Here is a 24664-nt window from a genome sequence, read left to right as displayed (position 1 = left end):
AAGGCGCCCGTAACGCTGTCTTCACTCGCCGGCTAGATCCGGCGGCGCTGCAACTGGGCGATGATCCAAAACGGCAACGCCACAAACAGTGTGCCGCCGATCAGGTTGCCCACGGTGGTGACGCCGAGGTTGGTAAGCAAGCCGTGGTCGCCGAATCCCCAACCGATCGTTCCGCGGGGCGCGATCGGGTGAAACAGGTTGAGCAGCAGGGGAAGACCGAGAAAGCCGACGTTGGCGATCACGTGCTGGGTGCCGCCGATGACAAACGCGAACGGACCGTAGAACGCGAATGTCATTCGGGCGACGTCGCTACGCGCCTTGAAGAACATGCACATCGAGGTCTGCAGGAACCACGTGCACACCACGGCAAGGAGCAGTGCGGTCCAGAACGGCTGGCCGGCCTTCTGGGTGCCCACGGTGGCCGCCCGCTCGGCGAAGGCGCCCAGGTACGGCCCTCCGGCGGCGCCGCAGACGGTGACGAACAGCAGCGCCCCCAACACGTTGCCGACGAGGCCCACGACGACCAGGAAGGCATAGCTACCGACGCTCATGGCCCGGTTCAGGACGGCGAGGAATCCCGCAGCCATGTCGGCGGTGATCAATGACATGCCCGACACCAGGATCAGCACGAAGGACATGCCGAATGCCAGGCCCATCAACAAACTCGCGACGCCGGGGGTCTTTACCCCGGTGCTCACCATCAGTGCCAGCAGCGCTCCGAACGCGACCATCGCACCGCCGACCAGGGAGCGCACCAGGAACGCCCACGGGTGCGTCGCCTTCTCGACCGCCATGGCGGCCACCCTGTCCACCATGGCGCCCACGCTGAGCGGCTCGAAGGGATCGTCGGGAACCTTCGGTGTGGCGTCAGAAGGCAAGTCCGTGAAGACGTTTGGTGGGGCCGCCTCGCCATCCAGTTGCGGCGCTTGCGCGTTGATCGTCATCGGTGTTCGCCCTTCCGTAAAGCGTTGATCGCGTTGATGACCCCGGAGATGTGCTCCTCGCTGAGCCGCTCCCCCTCGAAGGCGTGGTTGAGCAGAATCTTGAGATCGAGCATCTGTTGCAGGTAGACCAGGCATGGGGGGCACTCGTCGAGGTGCTTGGCGACGATGGGGCCCCACTGTCGGGGGTCGGAATCGACGAGTTCGTCGACCAGTCGGACGAAGTCGACGCAGTCGATGGCGGGAACTGTGTTGTCGTGGACGGTCATCGGCGATACCGCTTTTCCAATTCGTTGCGAAGATTTCCCCGGGCGCGGTAGAGCAGCGCGCGCTGCCCTTCGGCGGTCAGTTCGAGAAGTTCGGCCGCCTCTTCGGCCGAGGTGCCGACGATGTCACGCAGGATGACCAGTTGCCGTTGCCGCTCCGGCAGCGCGTCCAGCGCCGTACGGACGTAACCGACGAGCTCGTTCTCCGTGGCGCGGTCCTCCGGCAGGAAGCGCCGTGAGGGCGGAAAACTCCAGTGTCCGGCATCGGGGTGGCCGGCGGGATGCATGCGGCCCGCCAAGGGGTCGACGTCGTCGGCAGACAGCACCTCGTGGTCGCGGATACGGGATTCGCGGCGCCGGTGCCGTGAGGCGGTGTTCTTGACGATCCCGAACAGCCACGTCCCGACCGACGAGCGGCCCTCGAAGGAATCCGCGGACTGCAGTACCTGCACCCACGCTTCTTGGACGGCCTCTTCCGCCACCGTCGGCGAATCCACCATGGTGCGGGCGAAATTGACCATCGGCCGATGAAAGTCGCGCACCAGACTGGCCAGCGGAATGCCTGCGACCGCCGGTTCCGATTCGGTGCCCCCCGGCGGCACCGCCACCGGGGTCACCATCGTCTCGCACTCAACCGCATGCGGCCAGTTCCCAGCGCAGCTGCCCTTCGGATGGGGACTGGACGGGGATGAACGCCGCCTCCCGGTAGCGGCGACTTGCCGACGTCCTGCTCGCATAACCCTTACCGCCGGCAGTGCGGATCTCGAGATCCGCACTGGCGCTGGAGAGTTCGGCCGCGGTGAGACGCAGGGACAACAGCTCCCTCTTGGTTGGCGACTCATCCCCGCCCACCGCAGCAGCCAGATCCGCGAGTCTGGCCTCCGCGGTGGCGAGCTTTTCGGCGACGTCGTCAACTTGGGCACTGAACACCGAGTTGACGCCGGAGAGGCCGTCTTTGGCCTGCTGCACCGCGGTCCTGGTGAGGCCCAGGCACATGGCCGACTGCAGGATGAGGAACGTCGGGCGGACCGCGTGCAGGAAGCCCCCGAAATCGCCGGACAACACTTGGGCCGAGGGGACGTAAGCGTCGGTCAGGTTGAGGTATGACGAAGCGGTGCTACCCATTGCCAGCAGGTCGAAGTGGTCTCCCACCACCACGCCTGGCGTATCGAGCGGCAGGGCGACGATCAGCCGCTCACCCGCATCGGTGCGCACCGCGGTCACCATGGTCGAGTCGGGGTAAAGGTTGCTGGCCCACCTGATCGGACCGGACACCCGGTAGCCGCCGTCGATCGCGGTGGCCGTCAACTCGATGCTGCCGCATCCCGCCCCCTCCTTGAACGCCGACGCCATTCCGGTTACCCCCAGTGTGGTGCCGGCGAGGAGTGGCTCGGCGGCGCCGATACCGAAAGGCGTTGCCGCCGTGAGCAAATATTCCACCGCCATCCGGTGTGCCCATAACGAGAACCCGGTACTCATGCATTCCCCGGAGATCAGCCGGATCACCTCGGCCATCTCGGGGAGGCTGCCGTCGGTGTTGGCGGGTGCGCCCATCCCGAGCAGACCGGCCGCGCCCAACGCGGTGAAGCTGCGGCGGGACTGATGCTCGCCGCGGTCCAGCCCTCCCGCGTGGTCCCGGATGTCCTCCAACAGTCCGACATCCAACTGGCCCGCCGCCGGGTTCATCGTGGCAGTCATGAGACCTCCTTGGCCGAGTGCTTCCATGCGTAGTCGAGGAACTTGCCGTCGAACGTGACGACCACCCTGTCGCCTTCGGGGTGCGGGCGCCGCTGCACGCTCAGCTTAAAGTTGATCGCGCTCATGATGCCGTCCCCGAATTCCTCATGGATGAGTTCCTTGATCGCCGGGCCGTAGACGGCCAGCGCCTCATGGAATCGGTAGATTGTCGGGTCTGTTGCCATGGTCGCATCGGAGGCCCGATACGGCATCAGCTGCAGGACCGCGACCGCCTCGTCGTCGAGGTCGAGCAGCGATGCGACCGTTGACGCCTCGCCGGCGGTCAGCGGGTGCTGCCCGAGCAGCGCCGCGACCGTCCACACCGGGTCTTTGCCGATCGATTCGGCGATTTTCGCCCAGCTCACGCCCCGCTTGGCGCGGGCCACCCTGACGACCTGGGCGAGATCGGTCTTCGTCAATACCGTTGGCACAGCAGCTTCCCCGTCCCGATACCTATTCCGTGGCCAGCGTCGAGTCGACGGTGACCGGGTTGCGGAACGTGTTAACCACGGGTGACCAGGCGACGGCGTTGTCGTGGATCTCCTTGAGGGTCGCCTCGTCGGCGTCTCCGGCCAGCGTCACCTTGCAGCGGACCGCGCTGAAGCCGAGGTGCTTTCCCTCGGGGGTGTCACCCACGCCCCACACCGCGGAGATGTCGATGTCGCCTTCCATCTCGACCTCGATCTTGGTCAAGGTCACCCCGCGGTGCGTCGCATTCGCCAGCAAGCCCACCGACACGCACGAACCCAGCGCGGCGAGGGCCGTCTCGGACGGGTTGGGCGCCGAGTCGTCGCCGAGCAGCGCGGGCGGCTCGCCCACTAGCATCGGCGCCAGGTCGCGGACGTAGGTCATGTTGCGGAACCCGGTCTCGCAGACCGTCTTGGCTTTCAGGGTCTTCTTGCCGGTCGCCGGGTTGGCCCTGGCGGTACACGACAGCTTGTCGAGGCCTTCGGCGTCGATGACGAGCGCGTCGGTCATGTGATCCCTCCGTTTGTGCTGATCTTGCGGCTTCACGGAGTTAGTGCTCGGCGGCGGCCGATGTGTGACGGCGGACGGCTTTGTTTTACCTGACCGACACGATTCCTCACACAGCCGAAACGCGGCACCGTCGAACGGCCGCTCGCGCTCGGCGAGATTTGCTTAGCCGAAGAGGCTTTGCCCGACGTAGTGGCCTTCGGCGGGCGCGGGCGGCACCGCGAAGATTGCTGAGCCGATGTGGCGGACGTATTCGTTCAGCAGATCGTGGGCGCCCAACCGGTTCTGCAACCGAATAAAATCTTGCGGATCTTTTTGATACGAAACGAACAGCAGCCCGGCGTCGAGTTGACCATTGGTATCGAGGCCGTCGGTGTAGTTGTAGGACCGGCGCCGAATCATGATGCCGTCGTTGTTCTCGCGGGCGACCAGGGCGACGTGAGACATCGGATCGATGAGCGGGTTACCGTCGGCGCCCTTGGCTGCGAAGTCGGGGGCATCGAACTCGCCCCTGCCGCTCAGTGGTGCGCCCTCTTCTTTGGTGCGGCCGAAGATGCGCTGCTGGTTGCCGATGCGGTCGACGTCCCACGTCTCGAGGAGCATCCGGATCTTGCGCACCACCTGATACGTTCCGCCGTTCATCCACGGCTGGTCGCTGTCCCGGACCCAGACGAATCGGTCGTACTCGGCATCCGTGACGACGTTGCGGGTTCCGTCCTTGAACCCCATCAGGTTTCGTGGGGTGTGCTGGCCCGGGCCGGCCGAGGCCCGCCCGAATCCCAGCACCGCCCAGGACGGCGAGACGATGTCGCGGCCCAGTCGGGCCAGGTTTCGCACGGCGTGGTAGCAGACTTGCGGGTCGTCGGCGCACGCTTGGACGGACAGATCGCCGCCGCGCAGGCGGGGGTCGAGGTTGTCCCCGTTGAGCGGCGGCAAGTCGGTGAACGCGGCGGGCCGCCGCCCGGCGAGCCCGAACCGATCGCCGAACAGCGACGGTCCCAAGCCGATGGTGACGGTGAGGCCGGCCGGACTCAGTCCGAACGCCTCCCCGGTGTCGATGGGTGGCTGCACGTCGACGCGTGGCTGCACGGTGCCGACGGGCTTACCCTGCTGCAGGATCGCGGCCGCGGCCGACCAGCGCGCCAGTAGCGTTTGCAGCTCGGTGCGACCGGCGCCCGTGGCCAGCGCAAAGGACATGAACTCGGCATAACGCTGTGGCGGCGTGGCGATTCCACCCTGATGCGGCTGACCGTAGAAGGGGTAGCTACGGCGCAAGTCGACGTTGTCGTCATCGCCGCCGGCCGCGCCGACGCCATCGCGTCCGGCCGCCAGTGCGTAACCTGCCACTCCTCCCCCGGCGGCGCCGGTGAGCCCGGCCAACACGGCGCCACCGATCATGCGCCGACGCGAAACCTGCTCGCCTCCATCGGGTTTGGCCGCAGCCTCGCTCACGGTCAGCCCGCCGACACCACTTTTGGGGCAACCGCCGACAGGCTCTGGTGCAGCGGCTGGATGACCGCGGTCAGCTTGGCGGCGTCGGCGGCTTGCAGCGCCGGGGTGTAAGCCCGGAAGCCACCCAACGCGGCCGGATCGCGATATCCATCCAAAGTGGCCAGCACCGTGCGGAATTGGCGGTCGATCTGGCCGACGAGATTGGCGTCGATCTTCTCCAGGCCCGGCCGCAGCGATGCGTAGGCCTGCCGGGCGCCTTCCACGTTGGCGGCAAAGTCGACGAGGTCGATGTGGCTGAAGGCCTCTTCCTCTCCGGTGATCTTGGTGTTCTGGATCTCCTCGACGAGGTCGCTGGCGCCGTTGGCCAAGTCCTCGGGCTTGTACTGCAGGAGGGCGACGATGGCGGTCAACTTGCCCACGTTGCCGACCAATTCGGAGCTGAGGGCCTTCGTGCCAGGCGTGATCCCCCCGCCCTGCCATAGGTCGCGTTCGATGGCGTGGAAGCCCTTCCAGCCGACCTTCGCATCGACTGGAGTGGACTCCCGCATGTCGATCAGGTAGTCGAGGCGCCCCGCATTGTCGCCTACCGCGAAGCCCATCAAGATGAAGCCCTCGACGGCGGACTCCGAACGCTCCCAGAAGACGCGCGCTCTGGCGTAAGCAGCCTTCGCGGCGTCGACGTTGCCCGCCCGCACGGCCGCGTCGAGTGCCTTGACGCCGCCGCCGAGCTGGCCGATCTGCTGGACGACGTACGCGGCGTAGTCCTTCGTGCCCTGGTTGAGGGCGTCGGCCACGCCGCCGGTCGGCCCCACCGCCGCCCTGCCGGTGACCGTCAACGTCTGGTATTCGTCGCTCGCGCCGGGGCAATACAGTTGATACGTGCCGCCGTCGAGGGTCACGGTGAACGAAACCGGGTCCAGCCCGGGGGCCAGGTCCTCCTTCTCGCCGACGATCCGCTCGGCGCTGAGTAACTCGACTTCGCTGATGCCGGGCGCGCTCGTGTTGACGACCGTGAATGTCACGGGGCCGGCGGCGACGTTCGTGCGGTCCAGCCCGCAGGCGTCTTTGCCGCCCCGGTTCGCCAGGGTCACCCTGACGCCGTTTGCGTCGCGGGGTTTCTCCGCTTCCGCGCGGCTCACGTTGCCGCCGGACGGACTGCAGGCGGTCGCTGCGGCGACGACCAAGACCGCTGCCGCCGGCGGTAATCCACGACAGCGTCGCCTTCGGGCCGGACGCCGGTCAGTCATGGGGCCGGCTGCGTCACGAAGTCGATCAGCTCCTCGACCCGGCCGATCAGCTCCGGCTCGAGGTCGTTCCAATCGCGGACCCGGGAACGGATGTGGCGCCAGGCCCTGGCGATGTCCGCCTGGTTCGCGTGCGGCAAGCCGAGCGCGTGACATGCGCCGCGCTTCCACTCGATGTGGCGGGGCACGTCCGGCCAGACCGTCAGGCCCAGCCGCTGCGGCTTGACGGCCTGCCAGATGTCGACGTAGGGATGACCGACCACCAGGGTGTGACTGCCACCCGGCCCCCGTCGAACGGCGTCGGCGATCCGCGCCTCCTTCGAACCCGCGACGAGATGATCGACGAGCACCCCGAGCCGGCAGCCCGGACCGGGGTCGAATTCCGCCACGATGTCCACCAAGTCGTCCACGCCGCCGAGGTGCTCGACGACGACCCCCTCGATCTTCAGGTCCTCGCCCCACACCTGCGCGATGAGCTCGGCGTCGTGGCGGCCCTCGACGTAGATCCGGCTGGCGCGAGCGACCCGGGCGCGAGCGCCCGGCATGGCCACCGAGCCCGACGCCGTTCGTGTCGGGCCCGCCGGCGCCGCACGGCGTGGCGCCGTGAGAATCACCGGCCTGCCCTCGAGCAAATAGCCAGGGCCCAAAGGAAAGCCGCGCACGTGCCCGCGCCGGTCCTCCAGGTCGACCCGTCCGTACTCGACTCGCACCACCGCACCGACGTAACCCGTCTGCGCGTCCTCGACCACCAGGCCGAGCTCGGCTGGGTGCTCGGTCGAGCGGGGCTTGCGCCGGCCCGCGGCAAGGACATCGGTTCCATAGCGATCAGCCACGCGGCAATAGTAGAAAGCCTTGCGGTCAAACGTCGTTACGGCGCGCCCGGGCGCAACGTGGCGAAGATCGCTCGTCACTGCCGACTTTCGCGGACGTGTAAAAAGTGCGTTTTAACTGTGTGGCGTTACTGAGCTGATGGCGTTGCCGATGGTACGTTGCTAGTCGTAAGAACTGCTGCTCACTCTCAAGCGGCGGTGAGCGAGGTGGGATGATGGACCTGGCCCTGTGGGTGTCGAGCATCGTGGCTTTTGTGCGGGCCGGATACCCCGCCGGCATGCCGACGACCGGATATTCCCCCTTGGCAGCCCTGGCTCGCCGACGACTGTGCGACGACGAGATCCGCGCCATCGCAAGCAAACTCATGAAGCGCCAATTCTGGCCGATCAATCCCGTTGATATCGGCGTGGAAATCACCCGGGTCACCAACCAGTTGCCGCTGCCCGCCGACGTCGAGCGGGTCGAACACCGGCTCAATGAGATCCGCTGCGCGCGGGGATAGCCCTCACCGCGGGTTTTGACCCTGCGCAGGCGCGCCCTTCGTCGGGCCGCTGCACGCCGCCAGGTAATCCGGGTGGCTCCACGTCCGCAGAAACTCCTGGTCCGCCTGGGCCAGCGCGTCCACCGCCCCGAGCAGCCCGATGCCCCGGACGCCACCGCCTTCGCAAACCAGATCGGCGCGGGATGTGCTCACGTCGGCCATGGCCGTGCCCCGTTAGCTGATTCGTCGACCGTCGACCCCGAAGAAGTGCAGGTGTCCCGGTTCCGGGTGCAGGCGCACCCGGCTGCCCTTCTCCGGAGGCCGGCGCCCGTCGGCGCGCGCCACGACGGGCTGGTCGATGACCTTACCGGAACCGGTGATTCGGCCATACAGGTAGGCGTCCGCTCCCAGCTCCTCGACCACGTCGACCTCCATCTCGACGCCCTGACCGCCCAGCTCGAAATGCTCGGGACGCACCCCCACGACGACCTCACTCGCGGTATCGGTGAGCTCCCGCGGTATCGGGATGTGCCAATCCCCCAACGACACAGCGGAATCGACGATCGGCAGCGTGAACAGGTTCATCGCGGGCGACCCGATGAACCCCGCGACGAAGACGTTGATCGGGTTGCGGTACAGCTCGCGTGGGGCGGCAAACTGTTGCAGCACGCCATCGCGCAGAACCGCGACGCGGTCCCCCATGGTCATCGCCTCGACCTGGTCGTGGGTGACGTAGACGGTGGTGGTGCCCAGCCGCCGCTGCAGCGCCGCGATCTGGTTGCGGGTCTGCACGCGCAACTTGGCGTCGAGGTTCGACAGCGGCTCATCCATCAGGAAGACCTGCGGGCGGCGCACGATCGCCCGCCCCATCGCCACCCGTTGGCGCTGTCCACCGGAAAGGTCCTTGGGCTTGCGGTCCAGATACGGGTGCAGGTCAAGCAGTTTGGCCGCGTCCAGGACGCGGTCACGAATTTCGGCCTTCGGTGTCTTGGCGATCTTCAGGGCGAAGCCCATGTTCTGCGCGACGGTCATGTGCGGGTAGAGCGCATAGTTCTGGAAGACCATCGCCACGTCACGGTCCTTCGGATCGACGGTGGTGACGTCGCGATCGCCGATCCTGATGCGACCGGAGTCCAGCGTTTCCAGCCCGGCCACCATCCGCAGGGACGTCGTCTTGCCGCATCCGGAGGGGCCGACCAGGACGACGAACTCTCCGTCGCCGACTTCCAGATCGAGGCTGTCCAATGCTGGGCGATCCGTCCCGGCGTAGCGCCGCGTCGCTTGCTCGAAAGTTACTGAGGCCATGCCTTATCCGTTGAGTCCCGAGACGGCGATGCCCCTGACGAAGGACCGCTGCGCGAGGGCATAGATGAGCACCAACGGCAGCATGATCAGCATCGACGTCGCCATGATGATCGGCCAGCGCGCGACGTATTCGCCCCGCAGTCGTACGAGGCCGAGGGTCAGCGTGGCCAGGCTGTTGCGCTGCAGCATCAGCAGCGGCCACAGGAAATCGTTCCAGACGTTGACCCAGGTGAGCACCGCGAGCACCATGACCGCGGGACGGGCGTGGGGCAACAGGATTCGCCAGTAGATCTGCCATGGCGAACAACCGTCGAGTATCGCCGCCTCCTCCAGGTCGGTCGGGAGCGTCCGAAAGAACTGACGCATCAGGTAGGTGCCGAAAGCGCTGCCGAACAGGCCCGGCACGATCATGGACCAGGGTGTGTCGACCCACCCGACGGTCCGCATCAGGATGAACTGCGGTATCACCGTCACGGTCAGCGGCACCATCAGCGTGCCCAGATACAGCACGAACAGCGTATCGCGTCCGCGAAACTCCAATCGCGCGAACGCGTACCCGGCCAACGAGCAAAAGAAGACCTGCCCGGCGGTCACACACCCGGCGTACAGCACGGTGTTGAAGAACATCCGCGCGAAGGGCATCAACGAGAACACCTCGGTGTAGTTCGACCACCGCGGATGCGCAGGCAACAGCTTCGGCTCGGTGATCTCACCTTCCCGCTTCAACGAGCCCGATACCGCCCAGGCGATCGGGAACAACCAGCACCAGGCGATGGCGATCAGCGCGGTGTAGACCAGGACTCCCCGGACGACGTTGCGCGTGAACAAGCGCTCAGCTGAGGCCACGAGAAGTCTCCCAGGACCGTTGCCGAGTGATTCGCAGCTGCACCACGGTCAGCACCAGCAAGATGGCGAACATCACCCACGCCAGTGCGGACGCGTACCCGAATTCCAGGAACGAGAACGCGTGCTGGAACAGCATGATGCCCAGGACGTACGTGGCGGTTTCGGGCCCGCCATTCGCGCCGTTGAGGACGTAGACCATGTCAAAAGCCTGGAACGCGTGGATGATCGAGATGACGCCGACAAATGATATCGACCCGCGGATCAGCGGCACCGTGATGAACGTGAACTGCCGTATCTCGCCCGCCCCGTCAATTCGGGCCGCCTCGTAGACGGTCTCGGGAACCCCCTGCATCGCCGCGAGCAGGATGACGGTGGCGAATGGCACGCTGCGCCACACGCTGACGATGCAGAGTGACGCCATGGCCCACCGGGGTTCGACCAGCCACGGCACCGGACCGATCCCGACCCAGCCCAGCATGATGTTGAGCAGTCCATTGTCGGTGTTGAACACGAACTGCCAGACGACCGCCATCACCACCGACGAGATGGCCAGCGGCAGAAAGACAATGGTACGGAAAATGCCGATGCCTTTGACCTTGCGGTTCAGCACGCCGGCCACGACAAGGCTGACGACGATGGTCGGCACGACCGTTCCGAGCGTGAAAATGACGGTGTTGCGGATGGCGATGAGGAAGAGCGGGTCGGAGGTGAAGAGCTCCTGAAAGTTCTTCAGGCCCACGAACTTCGGTGGCGTGAAGACGTCCCACCGCTGAAAGCTCATGTAGAGCGAGAATCCCAGCGGGAAAAGCATGAACAGCGCGACGGCCGCCAGGTTCGGCGCCACGAAGAGGCGGCCGGCCCGGGCGCGGCGTCGCCAAGGGCCCGCGCCCTTGGCGGGTTTGCGGGTGGCGGGGCCGATGTCGATCGACGTCATGGGGTGCGCAACACCTCGTCGATGGCGGGCGACAGGGCCGCCAGCGATGTGGCGGGCCGCGATCCGCGCAGCACGGGCCCAAAGCTGCGGTCCATCAAGGCGACGATCTTCTCCCACGCCGGGGTGACCGGCAACCCCTCGGAGTAGGCCGGGCCTTGCGTCAGCACGGCGAGGTTGCCGACGTTGCGGTGTGCAGCGGCGAATCCGGGCGAGTCGAGTGCGGATTGCAGTACCGGAACGAAGAGGCTGGACTCACCGATCAACGCCTGCCCGACCGGGCCGGCCGCGAACTTCACGAATTCCCATGCTTGTTCCTTGCGTTGACTGCTCGCGGAGATGGCCAGTCCGGTGGAGCCGATGTTGGAGTGCGCGGCCTGTCCCTGCCGTCGGGGCCCAACCGGCAACGAGGTGACATCGAAGTCCAGGCCGTCGGCCCGGATGAAGGTCTGGTATCGCCAGTGGCCACCCATCGCCATGGCCGCCTTGCCCGCCGCGAACAGGTCCGGCGTCGACATCGACTGGACGTCGGAGGCGTTGGGCGCGACCTTGTGCTTGTTGGCCAGGTCGGCGTAGAACTGCACCGCCTCCGTGAACGCGTCGTCACCGAAATTGAAGTGGGTCGGGTTCTTCAGCGGGGTGGACCACGGCACGCCGTTGTTCATGGCGAACAGCCCGGCCGAGTAGTACGAAACGAACATGTTCACGAACCCCCATTGGGTGGCTCGCCCAGTTCCGCTTCGCTTGGTGAGCGCGGTGGCGGTGTCCAGGAATTCGGCGAAACTCCATGGCCGTTGCCACGAACTGGGCGGCGGCGGCACCCCCGCCTCGGCGAACAGCCGCTTGTTGTAGAACAGGTAGTTGCCGGACCATTGCTCCGGAAGCGCGTACTGGCCACCGTTGTACGTGAAGGTGTCATACAGCGCCCCGATGCCATCGGACTTCAACTCGGCCGCGAAGGCGTGATCGCGGGACAGCATCGTGTTGAGGTCCAGCAGCACACCGCGGGCGGCCAACTCGGCATAGCTCAGGTCCCACGCCATCAACACGTCCGGGCACTTGCCGCCTGCGCAGAACGTCGACAGCTGCTGCATCACGCCCGGGGCCGAAAGCACCGGGCGCACCTTGATGTCGGGGTGGCGCCGCGTGAACTCGTCGACGATGCGAATCCTGGCATCGCGTTCGTCGGGGTTGGCCGCGAAGAAGAACGTCAACGCGTCCTCTTCTGGAGCGCAGCCTGCGGCCCATGGCGCGATCGATGCCGCCGTGAGCGCGCCGGCGCCGCGCAGCAGGCCGCGCCGCGCGAAGGGCTTATCGAGCATGGTCCTTCCGTTCTCGCCCCGTTGCCGGCCGCCCCGCCGGCGGCGTCTGATGTCCTTGGTACCCGATGCGGCTGTGGTGTTGCTGGATGGCCCCGCCCGGGAGCGCCAGAACGGCCGACTCGATACGCTCACGATCCCCGGTGATGTCGATCGCGTGGACGCGGTCATCGGCCGTCCAGGGCAATCAGCAGCAGCACCTCCGCGTGACCGTGTGGCGCTATCACGATGCCCGGTGCCGGCGCGGGCCCGCCGCGCGAATCGGCGGGTCTCCTCGGCGAGGAGACCTCAGGTGCCGCCGGTCCGCGTCGAAGCACCGCGCGAGATCGGCCAGATTTTTATGGGCGCTCATCGGTCACGTTTTCCGCAGAGGAACCGTCAAGAGAATGACCGCGTCCATCGAGCCCTCTGTTGCGAAGGAGGCCAGCACCATGACCCTATCGATTGTGCGCCGCGGAATGCGCGGCGATCGTTCGGCTCGCCGCCGCAAAACCGACTGCGCGGCAAGGGTTTGACAACGATGAACACCGCATACGTCGTGATCACCCTGTTCACCGCCGCCATCACCGCCGGGATCGCCGTGGCCGATCTCGTGCCGGCGAGGTTTGTCTTGGCCAACTCGGCCGAAGTCGGAGTGCCTCGGTCGTGGCTGCCGGCGCTGGGGACGCTCAAGCTGGCCGGGGCGGCCGGGCTGGTCGTCGGGGTAATCGGTCTGCGCGCCTTGGGAATCGCGGCCGCTACCGGCCTGGTGTTGTTCTTCGTCGGCGCGGTCGTGACACACCTGCGGGCGCGAATCCTCTACAACATCGCGTTTCCCGGCGCCTACCTGTGCCTGTCGGCGGCCACGCTGGCGTTGACCGTCGGGCGCTGAACCGCTCTAGCTGGGCAAACGGTCCTTGACGAGTTGGTCTTGTTTGTTGGCCATGTCCAGCACGACGTCCCGCGGGGCGGGGTCGTTGGGTGGGCTGTCGAACTCCAGGTCGACGCCCACCCTGCCCTCGGCGAAGGTCACATAGGTCACCGATTTCGAGTTGTCGGGCGATGTCCCCACCGCGATCAGACCGTTGGTTCCGACCTCGAAGGGCTGCGGGGCGCCGGTGACGTACTTGCCGAACGATTGGGCGCGCTCTTTCGCCTGCTGCGCGGCGGTCGCCGGGTCGGTGAAGACGACGACGACGTCGTCGATGCTGCGCGTGCGGGGCGGGTTGGTGAAAGTCACCCCGGCTCCGGCGATGCCGCCGGGATTCTGCGTGGGGGGACCCGTGGTCGCGACGTCGATGCCGACGTCGCTCGCCTGCAGCAGGAGGTACGTGTAGTCGCCGAGTGGCGCCACACCCGACGGTGGGGCGCTCGACGTCGTCGACGCCGCGGAGCTCGAGGGTGTCGTCGAGGTCGACGACGTCGCTTTCGACGAGCTTGAGGACGCAGCGGTGTCGCCCTTACCGCCGCAAGCCGTGACAATACTCAGCGCGGCGGTGACCGCCATTCCCACGCCGAAGATTCGCACCAGACTCATCGTCGCCTCCCTTCGGGGACAGCTATTTCTACGGCACCGGCCAGCGCGGGGGCAATAGGTCGGCGCGACCTTTGAGCAAATTTGGTGGCGCGCGCGGGGCGGCGTGCCCGTCAGGCCGGAAAATACCGGATTCGGTTGATAGCGTTTGTCCGCCGCGTCATGTCGGCGAACATGATGGCGCGCCCGCGAGTCGAGGTCAGCGAAACCGCCACGGCGGTGCCGGCACCGATCATCTTGGTGCTGCGGGCGCAGTCGAGCCGCTCGACGAGTTCGGCTACGGCAAGTGGGTCGTTATCACCCAAAGTTATTGCGTTGCTTGATGTTAAGGAACGCAAGGCGGCCTGCTGGTCGCCCTTGGCGATGGCATCGACAAAGGCACGCACCATCCTCTTGCCACGCGCGCCGACCCGCCGGAATCCCGCCATGAAGCCCACCGTGCCGCGCAGCCGCTGATTGCTCAACAGGCTGCCGGACAGTTTGAGGCCGGGCGAGACCGCGCGTGGTCCGGTTCGGAGGAATTGTCGCATCATGGCCGGCAGTTCCCAGTACGCCCGCAATTCGCCAATGCGCCAGTCGCCGTCGGTCTCTCGCATGTCGTAGCGCAGGAGCGCGGGGATGTACATGGTGGCGCCGGCGCCCATGGCGACTTCGAGCTCGAGGTCGCGCAGAACCGCGGTGCCGAAGACGACGTCGAGATCGCGATGGAATTTGATATCGCGCGGACCGATGAAGGTGTCATAAAAACGGCCGATCTGTTCGCGCCCGACGTGCGGCCGCGAGCCGACCGGATCCTCGACGCGGCCGTTGTCGGTGAACAGCCCCACCCAACCGGCGCGGTCGTGCGCGGCGGCCGCCCGCGGCGAGCGCTCGACGGCAGCGAGGAGGCGTTCCCGCTCCCGCGCCACGCCCATCACGGACCCCCGACCAGCTCGACGCCCGCGGACCGCAGCTGGGCCAGCGCTTGCGCGGCCGAATCCGCGGCCACGGCCGCGGTGAGGTCCACCAGCACCCTGGTGGACAGGCCCGCCCGCGCGGCGTCCTCGGCCGTCGCTCGCACACACTGGTCCGTGGCGATGCCGGCCACGTCGACTTGGTCCACCCCATGCCGCCGCAACCAGTCCAGCAGCGGGGTCCCGTTCTGGTCGACGCCCTCGAACCCGCTGTATGCCGCGGCGTAGGCGCCCTTGCGGAAGACCGCCTCGATCCGGCTGGTGTCGAGGTCGGGCCGAAAGTCCGCGCCCGGGCTGCCGGCGATGCAGTGCGGCGGCCACGTCGACGAGTAATCCGGCCGGTCGGAGAAGTGGTCACCCGGCCGAACGTGAAAATCCTGGGTTGCTACGACGTGCTGGTAGCCCGGCTCGCCGCTCAGATAGTCGTTGATGGCGGCCGCCACGGCGGCGCCGCCGGGCACCGGCAGCGAGCCGCCCTCGCAGAAGTCGTTTTGCACGTCGACGATGATCAACGCCCTCACGGGTCTCACCCTAACGGTGCCGCCCCGTACGGCGCTCAGCTGCGCATATGGGCCGGGCGGTTTGTTCGCCAACCAGTCGGGTAATCCCCCGGCCATGGTGATCCGGAGAATCGCGCGCCCATTGCTTTCAGTTGCCTTCATCGGCCAAGGAGTCAATTCCCTGCTCAACCCCAAGTCGGCTGCGGCGGCTGCCGCGCCGGCGGTGGATGGTTTGCAGGCGCTGCCGAATTCCGTGAGCGGCAACATCCCGAGCGACCCCGAGACGTTCGCGCAAATCAACGCCGCTGTTCAGATCGGTGGGGGCCTGCTGCTGGCCACCGGCAAGCTGCCGCGCATCGCCTCGGCGGCGCTCGCCGTCACCGTGCTGCCTGCCAACCTCGGGGCGCACTCGTTCTGGAACGAAAGCGACCCGCAGGCCAAAGCGCAGAAGCGCCAGCAGTTCCTCACCGACCTCAGCCTGCTGGGCGGGTTGCTGATCGCGTCGGCCGACACCGCGGGCAAGCCGTCACTCGGATGGCGCGGCCGCCGCGCGGCCGAACGGCTCTCCGAGCGAGTGTCGTCGGCGCTGCCCGGCTCCGACGACGGCTTCGATACGGACTTATCGGAGTTGGGCGAGAAGATCGTGCATGGCCTGCAGATCGGCGCCGAGCGTGGCCGCGAATTGGCGAGCACCGCCGCGGAACGGGGGGCGCCGTACGCCGAGGCCGCGCTCGAACGGGGCCGCGAATTCGCCAGCACCGCCGCCGATCGAAGCAAGCCGCTGGCCAAGAAGGCGCGCAAGCGCGGCGAAGAGCTCGCCGAAGAGGCGGCCGAACGCGCGGCGCCGCTGGCCAAGAAGGCGCGCAAGCGCAGCGAAGAGCTCGCCGACGAAGCCGCCGACTGGGCCGCACCCCTGGCGAAGAAGGCGCGCAAGCGCAGCGAGAAGCTGGCTAAGAAGGCGCGCAAGCGCGGCGAAGACCTGGCCAGCACGGCGTTGGATCGCGGCGAGGACCTCGCCGAGACCGCCCGGGCGCGTGGGACCTACCTGGCCGAGACGGCCCGCGCACGAGGCGGCTACCTGGCCGACACCGCCCGCGACCGACTCGGTGAGCAGGTCCAGGCCGGACGGCGCAAGCTGTCCTGACCGTCAACCGCGGCTTAGGAAGGCGTCGATGATCCCGTCGACGCCCTGACCGACGTCGACGATCGCGCCGGCCTCGTCGGCGCCGAGCGGCTGCAGCGCGTCGAACTGCGAGCGCAGCAGCGCGGGCGGCATGAAGTGACCGGTGCGGGCGGCCAGCCGAGCGCCGATGAGTGCGGGTGAGCCGGCGAGGTGCAGGAATTCGACCTCCGGGCAGTGCGTGCGCAACTGGTCGCGGTACTTGCGCTTCAACGCCGAACAGCTGACCACACCGCCGTCGCGGTGGCCGGCCAGCCATTCGCCGACCTTGTCCAGCCATGGGCGGCGATCGTCGTCGTCGAGCGGTTCGCCCGCGGCCATCTTGGCGATGTTGGCCGGCGGGTGCAGGGCGTCGGCGTCCACGAACGGCACCCCCAAGCGTTGCGCGAGCGCCACTCCCACGGTCGACTTGCCCGATCCTGAGACGCCCATCACCACGACGGGCGCCGGTCCGCTCATTCGGACCGTGCGCCGAGATTGCGGTTCCACTCCATCCAGCCGGCCCCGCGTCGGCCGTCGGCCGTCTCGACGGTGACCCAGGCCCGCGGGAATTGGCTCACGCGCCCGTCCGCGGCGGTCAGGAGCACCGGCGCGTGGCCGTGGACCTCGACGTCCGCGGTGATCCCGCCGGGGTTGAGGTTCAGCGTGGCGTTATGGGGTAACCCATTGGCGCCGAAGCACTCTCGCGATTCCACGGTCTCCAGATCGGTGACCGTGCCGTCGGCATCCTGGGCGTAGCCGATGCTGAACGCCGGCGCCCCGGGGATCCGGATGTTCACCCCGTGCAGATGCGTGCCGTCGTCAAGGTGCAGGGCGCTCCACAGCCAGTCCATGCTCCACCAGTCGCGCACGCCCCAGGAGTGATCGCGCTGGCCGGCGACCGACTCGAGGCGATAACTGGCGTCGTCGACGGTGACCGTGCCCGACACCGTGCACGGAATCTCGTAACGCGTCGTGAGGCGGTACTCGTACGGCACGCCGTCGGTGGCCCACACCAAGCTCATGGTCATCTCGACGGGGGTACCCGGCTCCCCGCGCAACAGCGCCGACGGGTCGGAATACGCCTGGGCCCGCGCACGCAGGTCGACGCGGTAAGCCTGCAGCGGCGTGGTGGCCGAGTGGGCGAGTTCGACGGCGTCGGTGCGCAATTCCCACGGGTCCGAAGGCAGCGGCACCTGCGCGTCGACGGCGACGGTCGGCATGCCGGGACCGCACAGCAGCGCGTGCACCCATGCCTTCTGCTCGTTCGCGATCAGGCCGAGGCGGAACCAGCCACCCAATCCCTGTGCGACATCGGCGAAGTCGGAGTACCAGCTCTCGCTCCACAGCGGCTCGGCGGTCGGAGCGTGCGCGAGTTCGTCCTCCTCCGTGGGCCGCAGGGGCTCGGGCGTCTGGGCGGCCGGCAACGTCGCCAGCGCGTCGGTGTCCAGCACGTGGTCACAGTGCCGTTGCAGCATGGTCATGAACATCCGGTCGCCCCGCTCGGTGCGTTCCACCAGCATCGAGGAGACGATCGCCATCATCACGCCGAAAAAGCTCTGCCTGCGGACACCTTCGGTGACGTCGGCGAGCGACAGCGGCGCCGCGGGGCCCAGCGCGTGGTGGTAGGCCCGCAACAATGCGTCGTAGTACTCCCGACGATCCTGTGTCGGCAGGGCGCAGCCGAGGAAATAGGAGAGATCGGTCAACGCCGGGCCCCACGAAACCGTCTGCCAGTCAACGACCGTCAACGGGCGGTCCGCCCCGGCGGTGCCGAACAACAGGTTGTCCAGCCGGTAATCGCCGTGCATCAGGCCCTGGATGCGGTCCGGCGCCCCTTCCTGGGCCAGGTATCCGTCGAAGGACGCGACCAGGCGTTCGCACACCATGCGGTGCTCCGGTGCGATCTGGTCGCCATAACGGTCGATGAAGCCCGCGTAGAGCGGGGCGATCATCGCCTGGTTGAGCGGCGATTCCCGGTCGAGCCACGGCGCCTCGGCAAGCGCAGCGTCGCCGAGCAGCGGTCCGTGCAGCCGCCCCAGCTCGACCACACCGAGCTGGGCCTGTTCGGCTGTGGCACCGGTGATTTCGTCCCCGACGACCGCCGGCCCGGCATCGCCGAGCAGAAGATCGAACGCCCCCGTCGAGGTGTCCACGGCGGCGTGGTAGCAGGGCGCTATCGGGCCGCCCAGGCGCGGCGCGATGTCGGCGTAGAAACGCACCTCGCGCTCGTAAAGGCCGAGCGCCAGCCCGGTTTGCCGGCTCACCGGGTCGGTCGCCGCGACCTTGAGGACGACCGACTCGGGTCTCCCGGGCGTCGCGGCGCCATCGGCGTAGCCGAGCCGGACGCGGTAGCACTCGCTCATCTGCCCAGTGCCGATGCGTTCTACGGAGAAATCGGCGACGGGCCCCGCGCCGACCGCCGTTTCCAGCCATGCGGCGGTGAGGTCGGCGGGCCGTTCGATGACTTGTGCGGTGTCGGCATGCATGAGGGTCAGCGTGCCAGCTCACCGCGCCAGGGAGAAGCCGTCCCAGGCAATCCGGCGGTGTGGGTGTGGGTCGAACTCGACGCGGCTCTTACGGTCGAAGACCATGACGGCGCGGTCGGCGGTGGTGTAGGTGGGCCAGTCGTCGCCCGGCGCGCCCGTGTGGCTGAAGGATCGCCACCGCCGTTGCACCTGGTTGCTGACCCGAAGGGCGGCGCGCCGGTCGGCGGCGGCGGTCAACAGGGCGCCGAATCGGGTGCGATAGACGTCGAAGACGGCCAGCAGCTCGGTGGCATGGGTGGCGCCCAGCCCCGACCAGCGCAGCGTGCGGGGCGCGTAGTCGTACCGGTAGAGGTAGGTGGGTGCGTGGGCGCTGTGCGCCTCGGCGATCTGCCAGGCGGCCGAGCCGAAGGCGAAGTCGCCGCCGAGCTGGATACACGCCGACGGTGCGGGATAGTCCGGGTAGGCGGAGGTAATGCGTTCGCGCGCAGCCGGTTCCGTGTCGGCCAGCAGCTCCTCGATCATGGCTTCATTGGTCGGCAGCATCTTGAGGAAGCGGGTGAACAGCCGTCCCTCTTCCGCATTGGTGCCGACGATGAGCGGCACCCTGTGCGCCCTGCCGCCGCGCATCGCCTCCACCGGATCGGTGGGCACGACGTCGTCGCCGGCGACCGGGCCGATCGGAAAGGCGCCCAGCCTGTCCTCCATGCCCTGGTCGATCAGCCGGTGTTGGGTGTCCACCAGTTGCGCCGGGGACGCCTGCATCAAGACCTTGGCGGCGTTCTCCGGGCGAGCGCCCAGCAGCTCGGCGAAGCGCGTCGCGAATTCCGCCGCGGTCTCTCGCGAGCGAACCATGCCGGAGGCCGGGCTCTCCGAAATGGCCCGGGCGAAGAGGCCTTCGGCGGCGGGCACCGCCAACAGGGTGGCGGTGATGTGCGCTCCGGCGCTCTCCCCGAAGATGGTGACGTTGTCCGGGTCGCCACCGAACGCGGAGATGTTGTCTTTGACCCAGCGCAACGCCATCACCAGGTCGCGCAGGAACAGGTTGCTGTCGATGGTGATGTCCGGGGTCGAAAGGGACGACAGGTCCAGGCATCCCAACGCGCCCAGCCGGTAGTTCACCGATACGTATACGCAACCGCGGCGCGCCAATGCGGCGCCGTCGTATAGCGGCGTGGCCGAGCTGCCCAGGATGTAGCCTCCGCCGTGAATGAAGACCATCACGGGCAGCGGCTCTTCGGCGGGGCCCTCGGGGGTGACGACGTTGAGGGTCAGGCAGTCCTCCCCCATCGGCTGATAGCGGCCTCCAAGACCCGACCAGCCGAGCATGGTGTAGCGGCGCTGCTGGGGTGCGCAGTTGGCGAAGCCGTGGCAGTGCCGCACACCCGACCACGGCTGTGCCGGGTGGGGCGCGCGGAATCGCAGCGGCCCCACCGGCGGCCGGGCATACGGGATGGATCGCCAGCGGTGGACGCCGTCGCGAGTGAAACCTTCCACGGTGCCGATGGTCGTGCGTGCGCGGACGGTGCGCTGATGCATAACCCGACGTTAGCCGACATGACGGGCGTAACGCGCGCGCAGCGCCTTATTTGCGGGCATGGCGGTTTAGCCTGACTGCATGCGGATCGTCGCGCTGCTCGCAGCGTCGTCACTGGTCGCCGGCTGCTCCCACACGGTCGGCGGCCAGTCTCAGCAAACTCAGACGCCGACGAGCGCCGTCTCCTCCCCGTCCGGGAGCAAACCGCCGGCCCCCTCGGCGGCGCCGGCGGCCGGGGCCTCGATCTCCGACGTCATCGCGTGGGTCGAGGCCGGCCATCCCGCCGACCCCGGTCGTTATCACAATGCGATTCGCGACGGTGCGGCCACGCCCCTCGGCAACGACGTCGCCTTCACCGCCGCCGCCGGCAAGGCATCGTGCACGACCGATTCCAAGCACACGGGGCCCGCCCTGCTATGCCTGGTGAGCCTGACGAATCCGCCGCCCGAACCCACGACCTCCTACGGCGATTGGCAGGGCGGTTGGGTGACCTTCGACGGGGTGAACCTGCAGGTGGGTGCGTCGCGTGCCGACCCCGGTCCATTCATCAACGGCAACGGTTCGGAGCTGGCGAACGGTGACTCGCTGTCATTCGGCGACTATCGCTGCCGGGCCGATCCCGACGCGGTGTACTGCGTCAACTACGCGCACCAGTCCGCCGCACGGCTGGGTCCCGCGGGCGTCGACCCGTTCGGCTGCCTCAAGCCGGCGCCGGCGCCGGACGGCGTCGGCACGGCGTTCAGTTGCTGATCCCCTGGGAGGCGATGGTCACCAACTGACCGGAAGTTCTTTCATGCCATAGATGTTGGCGTCTTTGAACCTCAGTTCCGCCGGCGATACCGCGAGTTTGAGCCCGGGTAAGCGGCACGCCAGCGTGGCGAACGCCACCTGCATCTCGACGCGGGCCAGGTTGGCCCCGATGCATTGATGCACCCCATAACCGAAGCCCAAGTGTCCGCGGGTGTTCCGGTCGACATCGAACGATTCCGGATGGTCGACGAACTCGGCGTCCCAGTTCCCGGCGAGCAAGCTCATAACGACGTACTCCCCGGCGCGAATCAGCTGATCGCCGATCATCAGATCCTCGGTCGCCACGCGATCGACCTGGCTGTGCACAATGGTGAGGTACCTCATGAGCTCTTCGACGGTGCTGGCGATGACGGCCGGGTCTTCCGTCCGCCCGAGTCGCTCGAACACCTCCGGATGTTCCAGCAGCGCAACAGTTCCCAACGAAATCATGTTGGCGGTGGTTTCATGGCCGGCCTGCATCATGATCACGCTGTTCATGGCCGTAGTGGTGTGGTCGAGTTGGCCGGTCGCCACGTATTCGATGAGCAGGCGACTGATCAAGTCATCGCCGGGTTCGCACGCTTTGCGGTGCACCAACTCCTCGATGTAGGCGTACATGGCCCCGAACGCCTGACCCTTTTCCTCGTCAGTGGATCCCTGGTCGAGCCCCTTCGTGGTGTTGCGCTGGAAGAGTTCGAGGTCCTCGGGCGGGACCCCCAGCAACAGTGCGATCACCATCGACGGCACCGGCAAGGCGAATTCACGCACCAGATCGGCCGGCCCACCCTGGGCGATCATCTCCCCGAGGTAGTGGTCGACCATGTCCTGAATCTGCGGCCGCATCGATTCGCAACGCCGAAAGGTGAAGTTGCTCGTCATCATGCGGCGCAACCGGTGATGCTCGGGATCGTCGATCCGCGCGAACATCACCGCGACGTTGTTGTCGGCGTCGGTCGGCAGGATCGAGTCCGGAATCGTCTTCGCGGATAACCGCGGATCGACCAGCGCCGCCCTGATGTCCTGGTAACGGCTGACCACCCAGACCTGGTTGCCCTGAAACATCGCCCGCCGCAGTCCGGGCTGTTCGCGCCACTCCGCGAACTCGAGCGGCGCCGCGAGCGGACAGTGCGTCGGCCGAGGAAGGGGCAGCACTGGGAGCTCTGCGTCGGAGAAGGATTCGGAGGCTTCGAAAGTTATTGACATGACCCGTGTTTCTGACTACGTCTCAGCTGTCTGCCAGTTTGTAGAGGGTAGAGCCCGGATAGTTGCTACTACTCGTCCCACATCAGGCCGCGCATCGTCGCGGACAGTGGGATGTCCTCCACACCGATCAGCCCCTGCGGCGCGCGGCACACCCAGTCGATCGCATTGACGGCGCGGCCCGCCGTCGAGATGCAGCCGGCATCCGTGGAGTCGAAAAGGGGGTGAGAAACGTGGGTGTTGATTTCCACCCGTGGTTCGCCCTCGACGACGACGCGGTGTACGCCGGTGTGCCCCTCGGGCGGGAACTCCCAGCCTGGCGCGGCGGCCTGGGTGAGCCTGGTGACGTGCTCGAGGGTGATCACCGGCTTGTCGTCGCGGATGCCCTCGGTCGCAAAGCGCACGGCGGCCATGTGCCCGGGCTGCACCGTCATCATCGTGCATTCGATTCGCTCGGGCGTGTACCAGGGTTCGACGCGCTGGCGCACGTCATCGAGCTTGATGTCGAGATTGTCCGCGAGGCTGCGGACTTGACCGCCCCACATCGACACGATCACGCCGGGCAGGAACATCATCGGCGGGTCGTCGTCCGGAGCAGTCCCGAATCCCATTGCGGTACCCGTGAACTCGGCGTCGTCATAGTTTCCATAGTCGAAAATCTCCTGCACCGTGATCGACGAGACGCGGGTGGTCAGGCTCACCGCCGAGTGCACCAGCGTGTCGCCGGAGAAGCCGGGGTCGATGCCGTTGATGTACAGCGACGTGTTGCCGGCCGCACAGGCACGCTCCAACGGCTCGCGCAGCCAGTCGTCGGCGTGGCGAGGAGTGACGAGCCAGACCATCGACGTGCCAACGACGTTGGTCCCCGCGGCCAGGAACTTGGCCATCTGCTCGATGGCTTCCATCGGCCGAGTCTCACCTTGAGACGTGTAAACCACACAGTCGGCGCCGAGGGCGACCAGCGCGTCGATGTCGTCGGTGGCAACGATGCCGGTTGATTTGTCCAGTCCGCACAGCCGCGCCGCGTCCTGACCGATCTTTTCCGCGCTGGCGGCGTGCACGCCGACCAGTTCGAGATCCGGCCTGCCGATGATCGCCCGCAACGAGTGCCGACCCACGTTTCCGGTGGAGAATTGAATGACTCTGCGCACGGTTACCCTCGCCCTTCCAGCGGTTCCGCCGACCCATCATGACGCGTTCGAGCGCATCGCAGGTCAGTAATCGGGTATTGGCAACGGGGAATTGTTCGAATCGATGCCGCCGTCGACGTGGAAGGTCGCGTTGGTCGCGTAACAATCGCGCGTGCAAAGATACACCGCGAGCCGCCCGAGGTCCTCGACGTCGCCCAGCCGGTGCAGCGGGGTGGCCTCCTGCATCTTCTCCAGCGATCCCGGCATCAGATCCAGGCTGCCCTTCAGGCCGTCGGTGGCGAACGACCCTAGGGCGATGGCGTTGACGCGAATCTTTGGGGCCAGTTCCTGCGCCATGGCTCGAGTGAGCGCTTCGAGGCCGCCCTTTGCGACGCAATAGGCGGTCAGCGCCCGGATGCCGAACCGCGCCGAGCCCGACGAAATATTGATGATCGAACCGCGCCCGGCGGTGAGCATGTGCGGGGCGGCGAGCTGGCTCATGATGAAGGCCGACGTCACACACCAGTCGAAGGTGTGCCGAAAGTCCTCATCGGTGATGTCCAGAAATCGTGCGTAGGTCGACCCGCCGACGTTGTTGACAAGAATGTCGATGCGCCCGAAGCGCTCCATGGCCGTATTCACGACCCGCTCCCCGTCCGGACGGCTCATCGCGTCCGCGACGAGCGGCAGCCCGTTGCCGCCGGCGGCCTCGATACCGTCAATCGTTCCGACGATATCCGCCTCGGTGCGCGCCGTGCCCACGATTGAGGCGCCAGCCTCCGCCAATACCCGCGCAATGCCTGCCCCCACGCCCTTCCCGGCGCCGGTGACGATCGCGACCTGTCCGTCCAAGCGGAACTGCTCCAAGGCCATGCCGGGCTCCTTCGGCGCCGTGTGACGGTGCGCCGTTCAATCTATGAACCTTGCTGACTTAAGTCAATATGATTCCGATTTCATGCTTGGAACGTACGCGCGTGACTGAATTGATGGCCAAGTAATGCAGGCCATTCTGAGCGGAACGCGGCATACTGGTCAAGGTAGCGCTGAAACTCATGCATGAGTTGGGTCA

Annotated in this window: 26 protein-coding genes and 2 pseudogenes; 4 read left to right on the top strand and 24 right to left on the bottom strand. The window is 67.1% G+C overall.

The genetic code is table 11. The features are described 5' to 3' along the window. Positions 1-32 precede the first annotated feature (32 nt). The 9 genes from BRW65_RS07990 to BRW65_RS07950 form a co-directional block, all read right to left on the bottom strand. Positions 33-944 (bottom strand): formate/nitrite transporter family protein, encoded by a 912-nt coding sequence (locus BRW65_RS07990; protein WP_073873294.1) that lies wholly within the window; start codon positions 942-944, stop codon positions 33-35. Next, positions 941-1210, bottom strand: a complete 270-nt coding sequence (locus tag BRW65_RS07985) for a hypothetical protein (RefSeq protein ID WP_073873292.1) — start codon at positions 1208-1210, stop codon at positions 941-943. The genes BRW65_RS07990 and BRW65_RS07985 overlap by 4 nt, the downstream gene beginning before the upstream one ends. Next, positions 1207-1827, bottom strand: coding sequence for an RNA polymerase sigma factor (locus tag BRW65_RS07980; RefSeq protein WP_073873290.1), 621 nt, complete (start codon positions 1825-1827; stop codon positions 1207-1209). Before BRW65_RS07980 ends, BRW65_RS07985 begins: the two co-directional genes overlap by 4 nt. Before the next feature lie 10 nt (positions 1828-1837). Next, complete coding sequence (locus BRW65_RS07975; RefSeq protein ID WP_073873288.1) at positions 1838-2905, bottom strand: acyl-CoA dehydrogenase family protein; 1068 nt, start codon at positions 2903-2905, stop codon at positions 1838-1840. Further along, positions 2902-3375: a cyanase gene (gene cynS / locus BRW65_RS07970; RefSeq protein WP_073873286.1), complete on the bottom strand. Its 474-nt coding sequence runs from the start codon at positions 3373-3375 to the stop codon at positions 2902-2904. Before cynS ends, BRW65_RS07975 begins: the two co-directional genes overlap by 4 nt. A 22-nt stretch (positions 3376-3397) precedes the next feature. Continuing rightward, positions 3398-3922 (bottom strand): OsmC family protein, encoded by a 525-nt coding sequence (locus BRW65_RS07965; protein WP_073873284.1) that lies wholly within the window; start codon positions 3920-3922, stop codon positions 3398-3400. Positions 3923-4084: 162 nt separating this feature from the next. Then, on the bottom strand, positions 4085-5377 hold the full coding sequence (gene efeB / locus BRW65_RS07960) for an iron uptake transporter deferrochelatase/peroxidase subunit (RefSeq protein ID WP_073873515.1): 1293 nt from the start codon (positions 5375-5377) through the stop codon (positions 4085-4087). After that, on the bottom strand, positions 5374-6555 hold the full coding sequence (efeO, locus tag BRW65_RS07955) for an iron uptake system protein EfeO (RefSeq protein WP_244168026.1): 1182 nt from the start codon (positions 6553-6555) through the stop codon (positions 5374-5376). Before efeO ends, efeB begins: the two co-directional genes overlap by 4 nt. Before the next feature lie 59 nt (positions 6556-6614). Further along, on the bottom strand, positions 6615-7448 hold the full coding sequence (locus BRW65_RS07950; RefSeq protein ID WP_073873282.1) for a DUF3097 domain-containing protein: 834 nt from the start codon (positions 7446-7448) through the stop codon (positions 6615-6617). Between the two features lie 212 nt (positions 7449-7660). Between BRW65_RS07950 and BRW65_RS07945 the strand changes: the two genes are divergently transcribed. Beyond that, positions 7661-7948: a DUF3349 domain-containing protein gene (locus BRW65_RS07945; RefSeq protein WP_073873513.1), complete on the top strand. Its 288-nt coding sequence runs from the start codon at positions 7661-7663 to the stop codon at positions 7946-7948. Between the two features lie 84 nt (positions 7949-8032). On the opposite strand, the pseudogene BRW65_RS32200 reads toward BRW65_RS07945, so the two are convergent. From BRW65_RS32200 to BRW65_RS32195, 6 genes and pseudogenes are all read right to left on the bottom strand, one after another. Next, positions 8033-8149 (bottom strand): annotated as a pseudogene (locus BRW65_RS32200) (patatin-like phospholipase family protein); the annotation flags it as partial. Between the two features lie 12 nt (positions 8150-8161). Continuing rightward, positions 8162-9232 (bottom strand): ABC transporter ATP-binding protein, encoded by a 1071-nt coding sequence (locus tag BRW65_RS07935; RefSeq protein WP_073873278.1) that lies wholly within the window; start codon positions 9230-9232, stop codon positions 8162-8164. Between the two features lie 3 nt (positions 9233-9235). Beyond that, the gene (locus tag BRW65_RS07930) at positions 9236-10078 is read right to left on the bottom strand and encodes a carbohydrate ABC transporter permease (RefSeq protein WP_073873276.1); all 843 of its coding nucleotides are present in this window, start codon (positions 10076-10078) and stop codon (positions 9236-9238) included. Then, positions 10065-11012 carry a carbohydrate ABC transporter permease gene (locus tag BRW65_RS07925; protein ID WP_073873274.1) on the bottom strand — a complete coding sequence of 316 codons (948 nt, stop codon included), beginning with the start codon at positions 11010-11012 and terminating at the stop codon, positions 10065-10067. Before BRW65_RS07925 ends, BRW65_RS07930 begins: the two co-directional genes overlap by 14 nt. Beyond that, complete coding sequence (locus BRW65_RS07920) at positions 11009-12331, bottom strand: ABC transporter substrate-binding protein (RefSeq protein ID WP_073873272.1); 1323 nt, start codon at positions 12329-12331, stop codon at positions 11009-11011. Before BRW65_RS07920 ends, BRW65_RS07925 begins: the two co-directional genes overlap by 4 nt. Next, positions 12321-12610 (bottom strand): annotated as a pseudogene (locus tag BRW65_RS32195) (RNA polymerase subunit sigma); the annotation flags it as partial. The pseudogene BRW65_RS32195 and the gene BRW65_RS07920, both read right to left, overlap by 11 nt. A gap of 238 nt (positions 12611-12848) precedes the next feature. Between BRW65_RS32195 and BRW65_RS07910 the strand changes: the two are divergent. Further along, entirely contained in the window at positions 12849-13199 is a 351-nt protein-coding gene (locus BRW65_RS07910; protein ID WP_073873268.1) for a DoxX family protein, read from the top strand. A gap of 6 nt (positions 13200-13205) precedes the next feature. Here BRW65_RS07910 and BRW65_RS07905 read toward each other — a convergent pair whose 3' ends face one another. The 3 genes from BRW65_RS07905 to pncA all read right to left on the bottom strand — a co-directional run bounded on the left by BRW65_RS07905 (position 13206) and on the right by pncA (position 15315). Next, on the bottom strand, positions 13206-13844 hold the full coding sequence (locus tag BRW65_RS07905; RefSeq protein WP_073873266.1) for a hypothetical protein: 639 nt from the start codon (positions 13842-13844) through the stop codon (positions 13206-13208). 110 nt (positions 13845-13954) lie between these two features. Next, positions 13955-14755, bottom strand: coding sequence for a ketosteroid isomerase family protein (locus BRW65_RS07900; protein WP_073873264.1), 801 nt, complete (start codon positions 14753-14755; stop codon positions 13955-13957). Continuing rightward, positions 14755-15315 (bottom strand): pyrazinamidase PncA, encoded by a 561-nt coding sequence (gene pncA, locus BRW65_RS07895; RefSeq protein ID WP_167374011.1) that lies wholly within the window; start codon positions 15313-15315, stop codon positions 14755-14757. The genes BRW65_RS07900 and pncA overlap by 1 nt, the downstream gene beginning before the upstream one ends. A 94-nt stretch (positions 15316-15409) precedes the next feature. Here pncA and BRW65_RS07890 point away from each other — a divergent pair, with 94 nt between their 5' ends. Then, positions 15410-16438: a DoxX family protein gene (locus tag BRW65_RS07890; protein ID WP_073873262.1), complete on the top strand. Its 1029-nt coding sequence runs from the start codon at positions 15410-15412 to the stop codon at positions 16436-16438. 3 nt (positions 16439-16441) lie between these two features. On the opposite strand, the gene BRW65_RS07885 is transcribed toward BRW65_RS07890, so the two are convergent. The 3 genes from BRW65_RS07885 to BRW65_RS07875 are packed head-to-tail and all read right to left on the bottom strand — an operon-like array spanning position 16442 to position 20478. Next, complete coding sequence (locus BRW65_RS07885; protein ID WP_073873260.1) at positions 16442-16933, bottom strand: gluconokinase; 492 nt, start codon at positions 16931-16933, stop codon at positions 16442-16444. Continuing rightward, positions 16930-18942, bottom strand: a complete 2013-nt coding sequence (locus tag BRW65_RS07880) for a phosphotransferase (protein ID WP_073873258.1) — start codon at positions 18940-18942, stop codon at positions 16930-16932. Before BRW65_RS07880 ends, BRW65_RS07885 begins: the two co-directional genes overlap by 4 nt. 18 nt (positions 18943-18960) lie before the next feature. Continuing rightward, complete coding sequence (locus BRW65_RS07875; protein ID WP_073873257.1) at positions 18961-20478, bottom strand: carboxylesterase/lipase family protein; 1518 nt, start codon at positions 20476-20478, stop codon at positions 18961-18963. Between the two features lie 79 nt (positions 20479-20557). Between BRW65_RS07875 and BRW65_RS07870 the strand changes: the two genes are divergently transcribed. Then, positions 20558-21226: a hypothetical protein gene (locus BRW65_RS07870; protein WP_073873255.1), complete on the top strand. Its 669-nt coding sequence runs from the start codon at positions 20558-20560 to the stop codon at positions 21224-21226. Between the two features lie 18 nt (positions 21227-21244). Here BRW65_RS07870 and BRW65_RS07865 read toward each other — a convergent pair whose 3' ends face one another. The 3 genes from BRW65_RS07865 to BRW65_RS07855 form a co-directional block, all read right to left on the bottom strand. Beyond that, positions 21245-22468 carry a cytochrome P450 gene (locus BRW65_RS07865; protein WP_084187754.1) on the bottom strand — a complete coding sequence of 408 codons (1224 nt, stop codon included), beginning with the start codon at positions 22466-22468 and terminating at the stop codon, positions 21245-21247. Between the two features lie 68 nt (positions 22469-22536). Next, the gene (locus tag BRW65_RS07860; protein ID WP_073873253.1) at positions 22537-23616 is read right to left on the bottom strand and encodes an NAD(P)H-dependent amine dehydrogenase family protein; all 1080 of its coding nucleotides are present in this window, start codon (positions 23614-23616) and stop codon (positions 22537-22539) included. A 63-nt stretch (positions 23617-23679) separates the two neighbouring features. Beyond that, the gene (locus tag BRW65_RS07855; protein ID WP_073873251.1) at positions 23680-24468 is read right to left on the bottom strand and encodes an SDR family NAD(P)-dependent oxidoreductase; all 789 of its coding nucleotides are present in this window, start codon (positions 24466-24468) and stop codon (positions 23680-23682) included. Positions 24469-24664: the final 196 nt, after the last annotated feature.

Origin of the sequence: Mycobacterium paraffinicum, assembly GCF_001907675.1 — a bacterium.
Classification (GTDB): Bacteria; Actinomycetota; Actinomycetes; order Mycobacteriales; family Mycobacteriaceae; genus Mycobacterium; species Mycobacterium paraffinicum_A.
Note: the sequence above shows the minus strand (reverse complement) of the source record. Positions and strands in the feature narration are given on the sequence as shown.

Coding starts and splice junctions, on each gene's coding strand:
- BRW65_RS07865 (WP_084187754.1), bottom strand. CDS start 22,468: ATGTCAATAACTTTCGAAGCCTCCGAATCCTTCTCCGACGCAGAGCTC.
- BRW65_RS07990 (WP_073873294.1), bottom strand. CDS start 944: ATGACGATCAACGCGCAAGCGCCGCAACTGGATGGCGAGGCGGCCCCA.
- BRW65_RS07875 (WP_073873257.1), bottom strand. CDS start 20,478: ATGCATCAGCGCACCGTCCGCGCACGCACGACCATCGGCACCGTGGAA.
- BRW65_RS07975 (WP_073873288.1), bottom strand. CDS start 2,905: ATGACTGCCACGATGAACCCGGCGGCGGGCCAGTTGGATGTCGGACTG.
- BRW65_RS07905 (WP_073873266.1), bottom strand. CDS start 13,844: ATGAGTCTGGTGCGAATCTTCGGCGTGGGAATGGCGGTCACCGCCGCG.
- BRW65_RS07925 (WP_073873274.1), bottom strand. CDS start 11,012: ATGACGTCGATCGACATCGGCCCCGCCACCCGCAAACCCGCCAAGGGC.
- BRW65_RS07880 (WP_073873258.1), bottom strand. CDS start 18,942: ATGCATGCCGACACCGCACAAGTCATCGAACGGCCCGCCGACCTCACC.
- BRW65_RS07945 (WP_073873513.1), top strand. CDS start 7,661: ATGGACCTGGCCCTGTGGGTGTCGAGCATCGTGGCTTTTGTGCGGGCC.
- BRW65_RS07900 (WP_073873264.1), bottom strand. CDS start 14,755: ATGGGCGTGGCGCGGGAGCGGGAACGCCTCCTCGCTGCCGTCGAGCGC.
- BRW65_RS07855 (WP_073873251.1), bottom strand. CDS start 24,468: ATGGCCTTGGAGCAGTTCCGCTTGGACGGACAGGTCGCGATCGTCACC.
- BRW65_RS07920 (WP_073873272.1), bottom strand. CDS start 12,331: ATGCTCGATAAGCCCTTCGCGCGGCGCGGCCTGCTGCGCGGCGCCGGC.
- BRW65_RS07910 (WP_073873268.1), top strand. CDS start 12,849: ATGAACACCGCATACGTCGTGATCACCCTGTTCACCGCCGCCATCACC.
- BRW65_RS07985 (WP_073873292.1), bottom strand. CDS start 1,210: ATGACCGTCCACGACAACACAGTTCCCGCCATCGACTGCGTCGACTTC.
- BRW65_RS07885 (WP_073873260.1), bottom strand. CDS start 16,933: ATGAGCGGACCGGCGCCCGTCGTGGTGATGGGCGTCTCAGGATCGGGC.
- BRW65_RS07965 (WP_073873284.1), bottom strand. CDS start 3,922: ATGACCGACGCGCTCGTCATCGACGCCGAAGGCCTCGACAAGCTGTCG.
- BRW65_RS07870 (WP_073873255.1), top strand. CDS start 20,558: ATGCGGATCGTCGCGCTGCTCGCAGCGTCGTCACTGGTCGCCGGCTGC.
- BRW65_RS07935 (WP_073873278.1), bottom strand. CDS start 9,232: ATGGCCTCAGTAACTTTCGAGCAAGCGACGCGGCGCTACGCCGGGACG.
- BRW65_RS07890 (WP_073873262.1), top strand. CDS start 15,410: ATGGTGATCCGGAGAATCGCGCGCCCATTGCTTTCAGTTGCCTTCATC.
- BRW65_RS07980 (WP_073873290.1), bottom strand. CDS start 1,827: ATGGTGACCCCGGTGGCGGTGCCGCCGGGGGGCACCGAATCGGAACCG.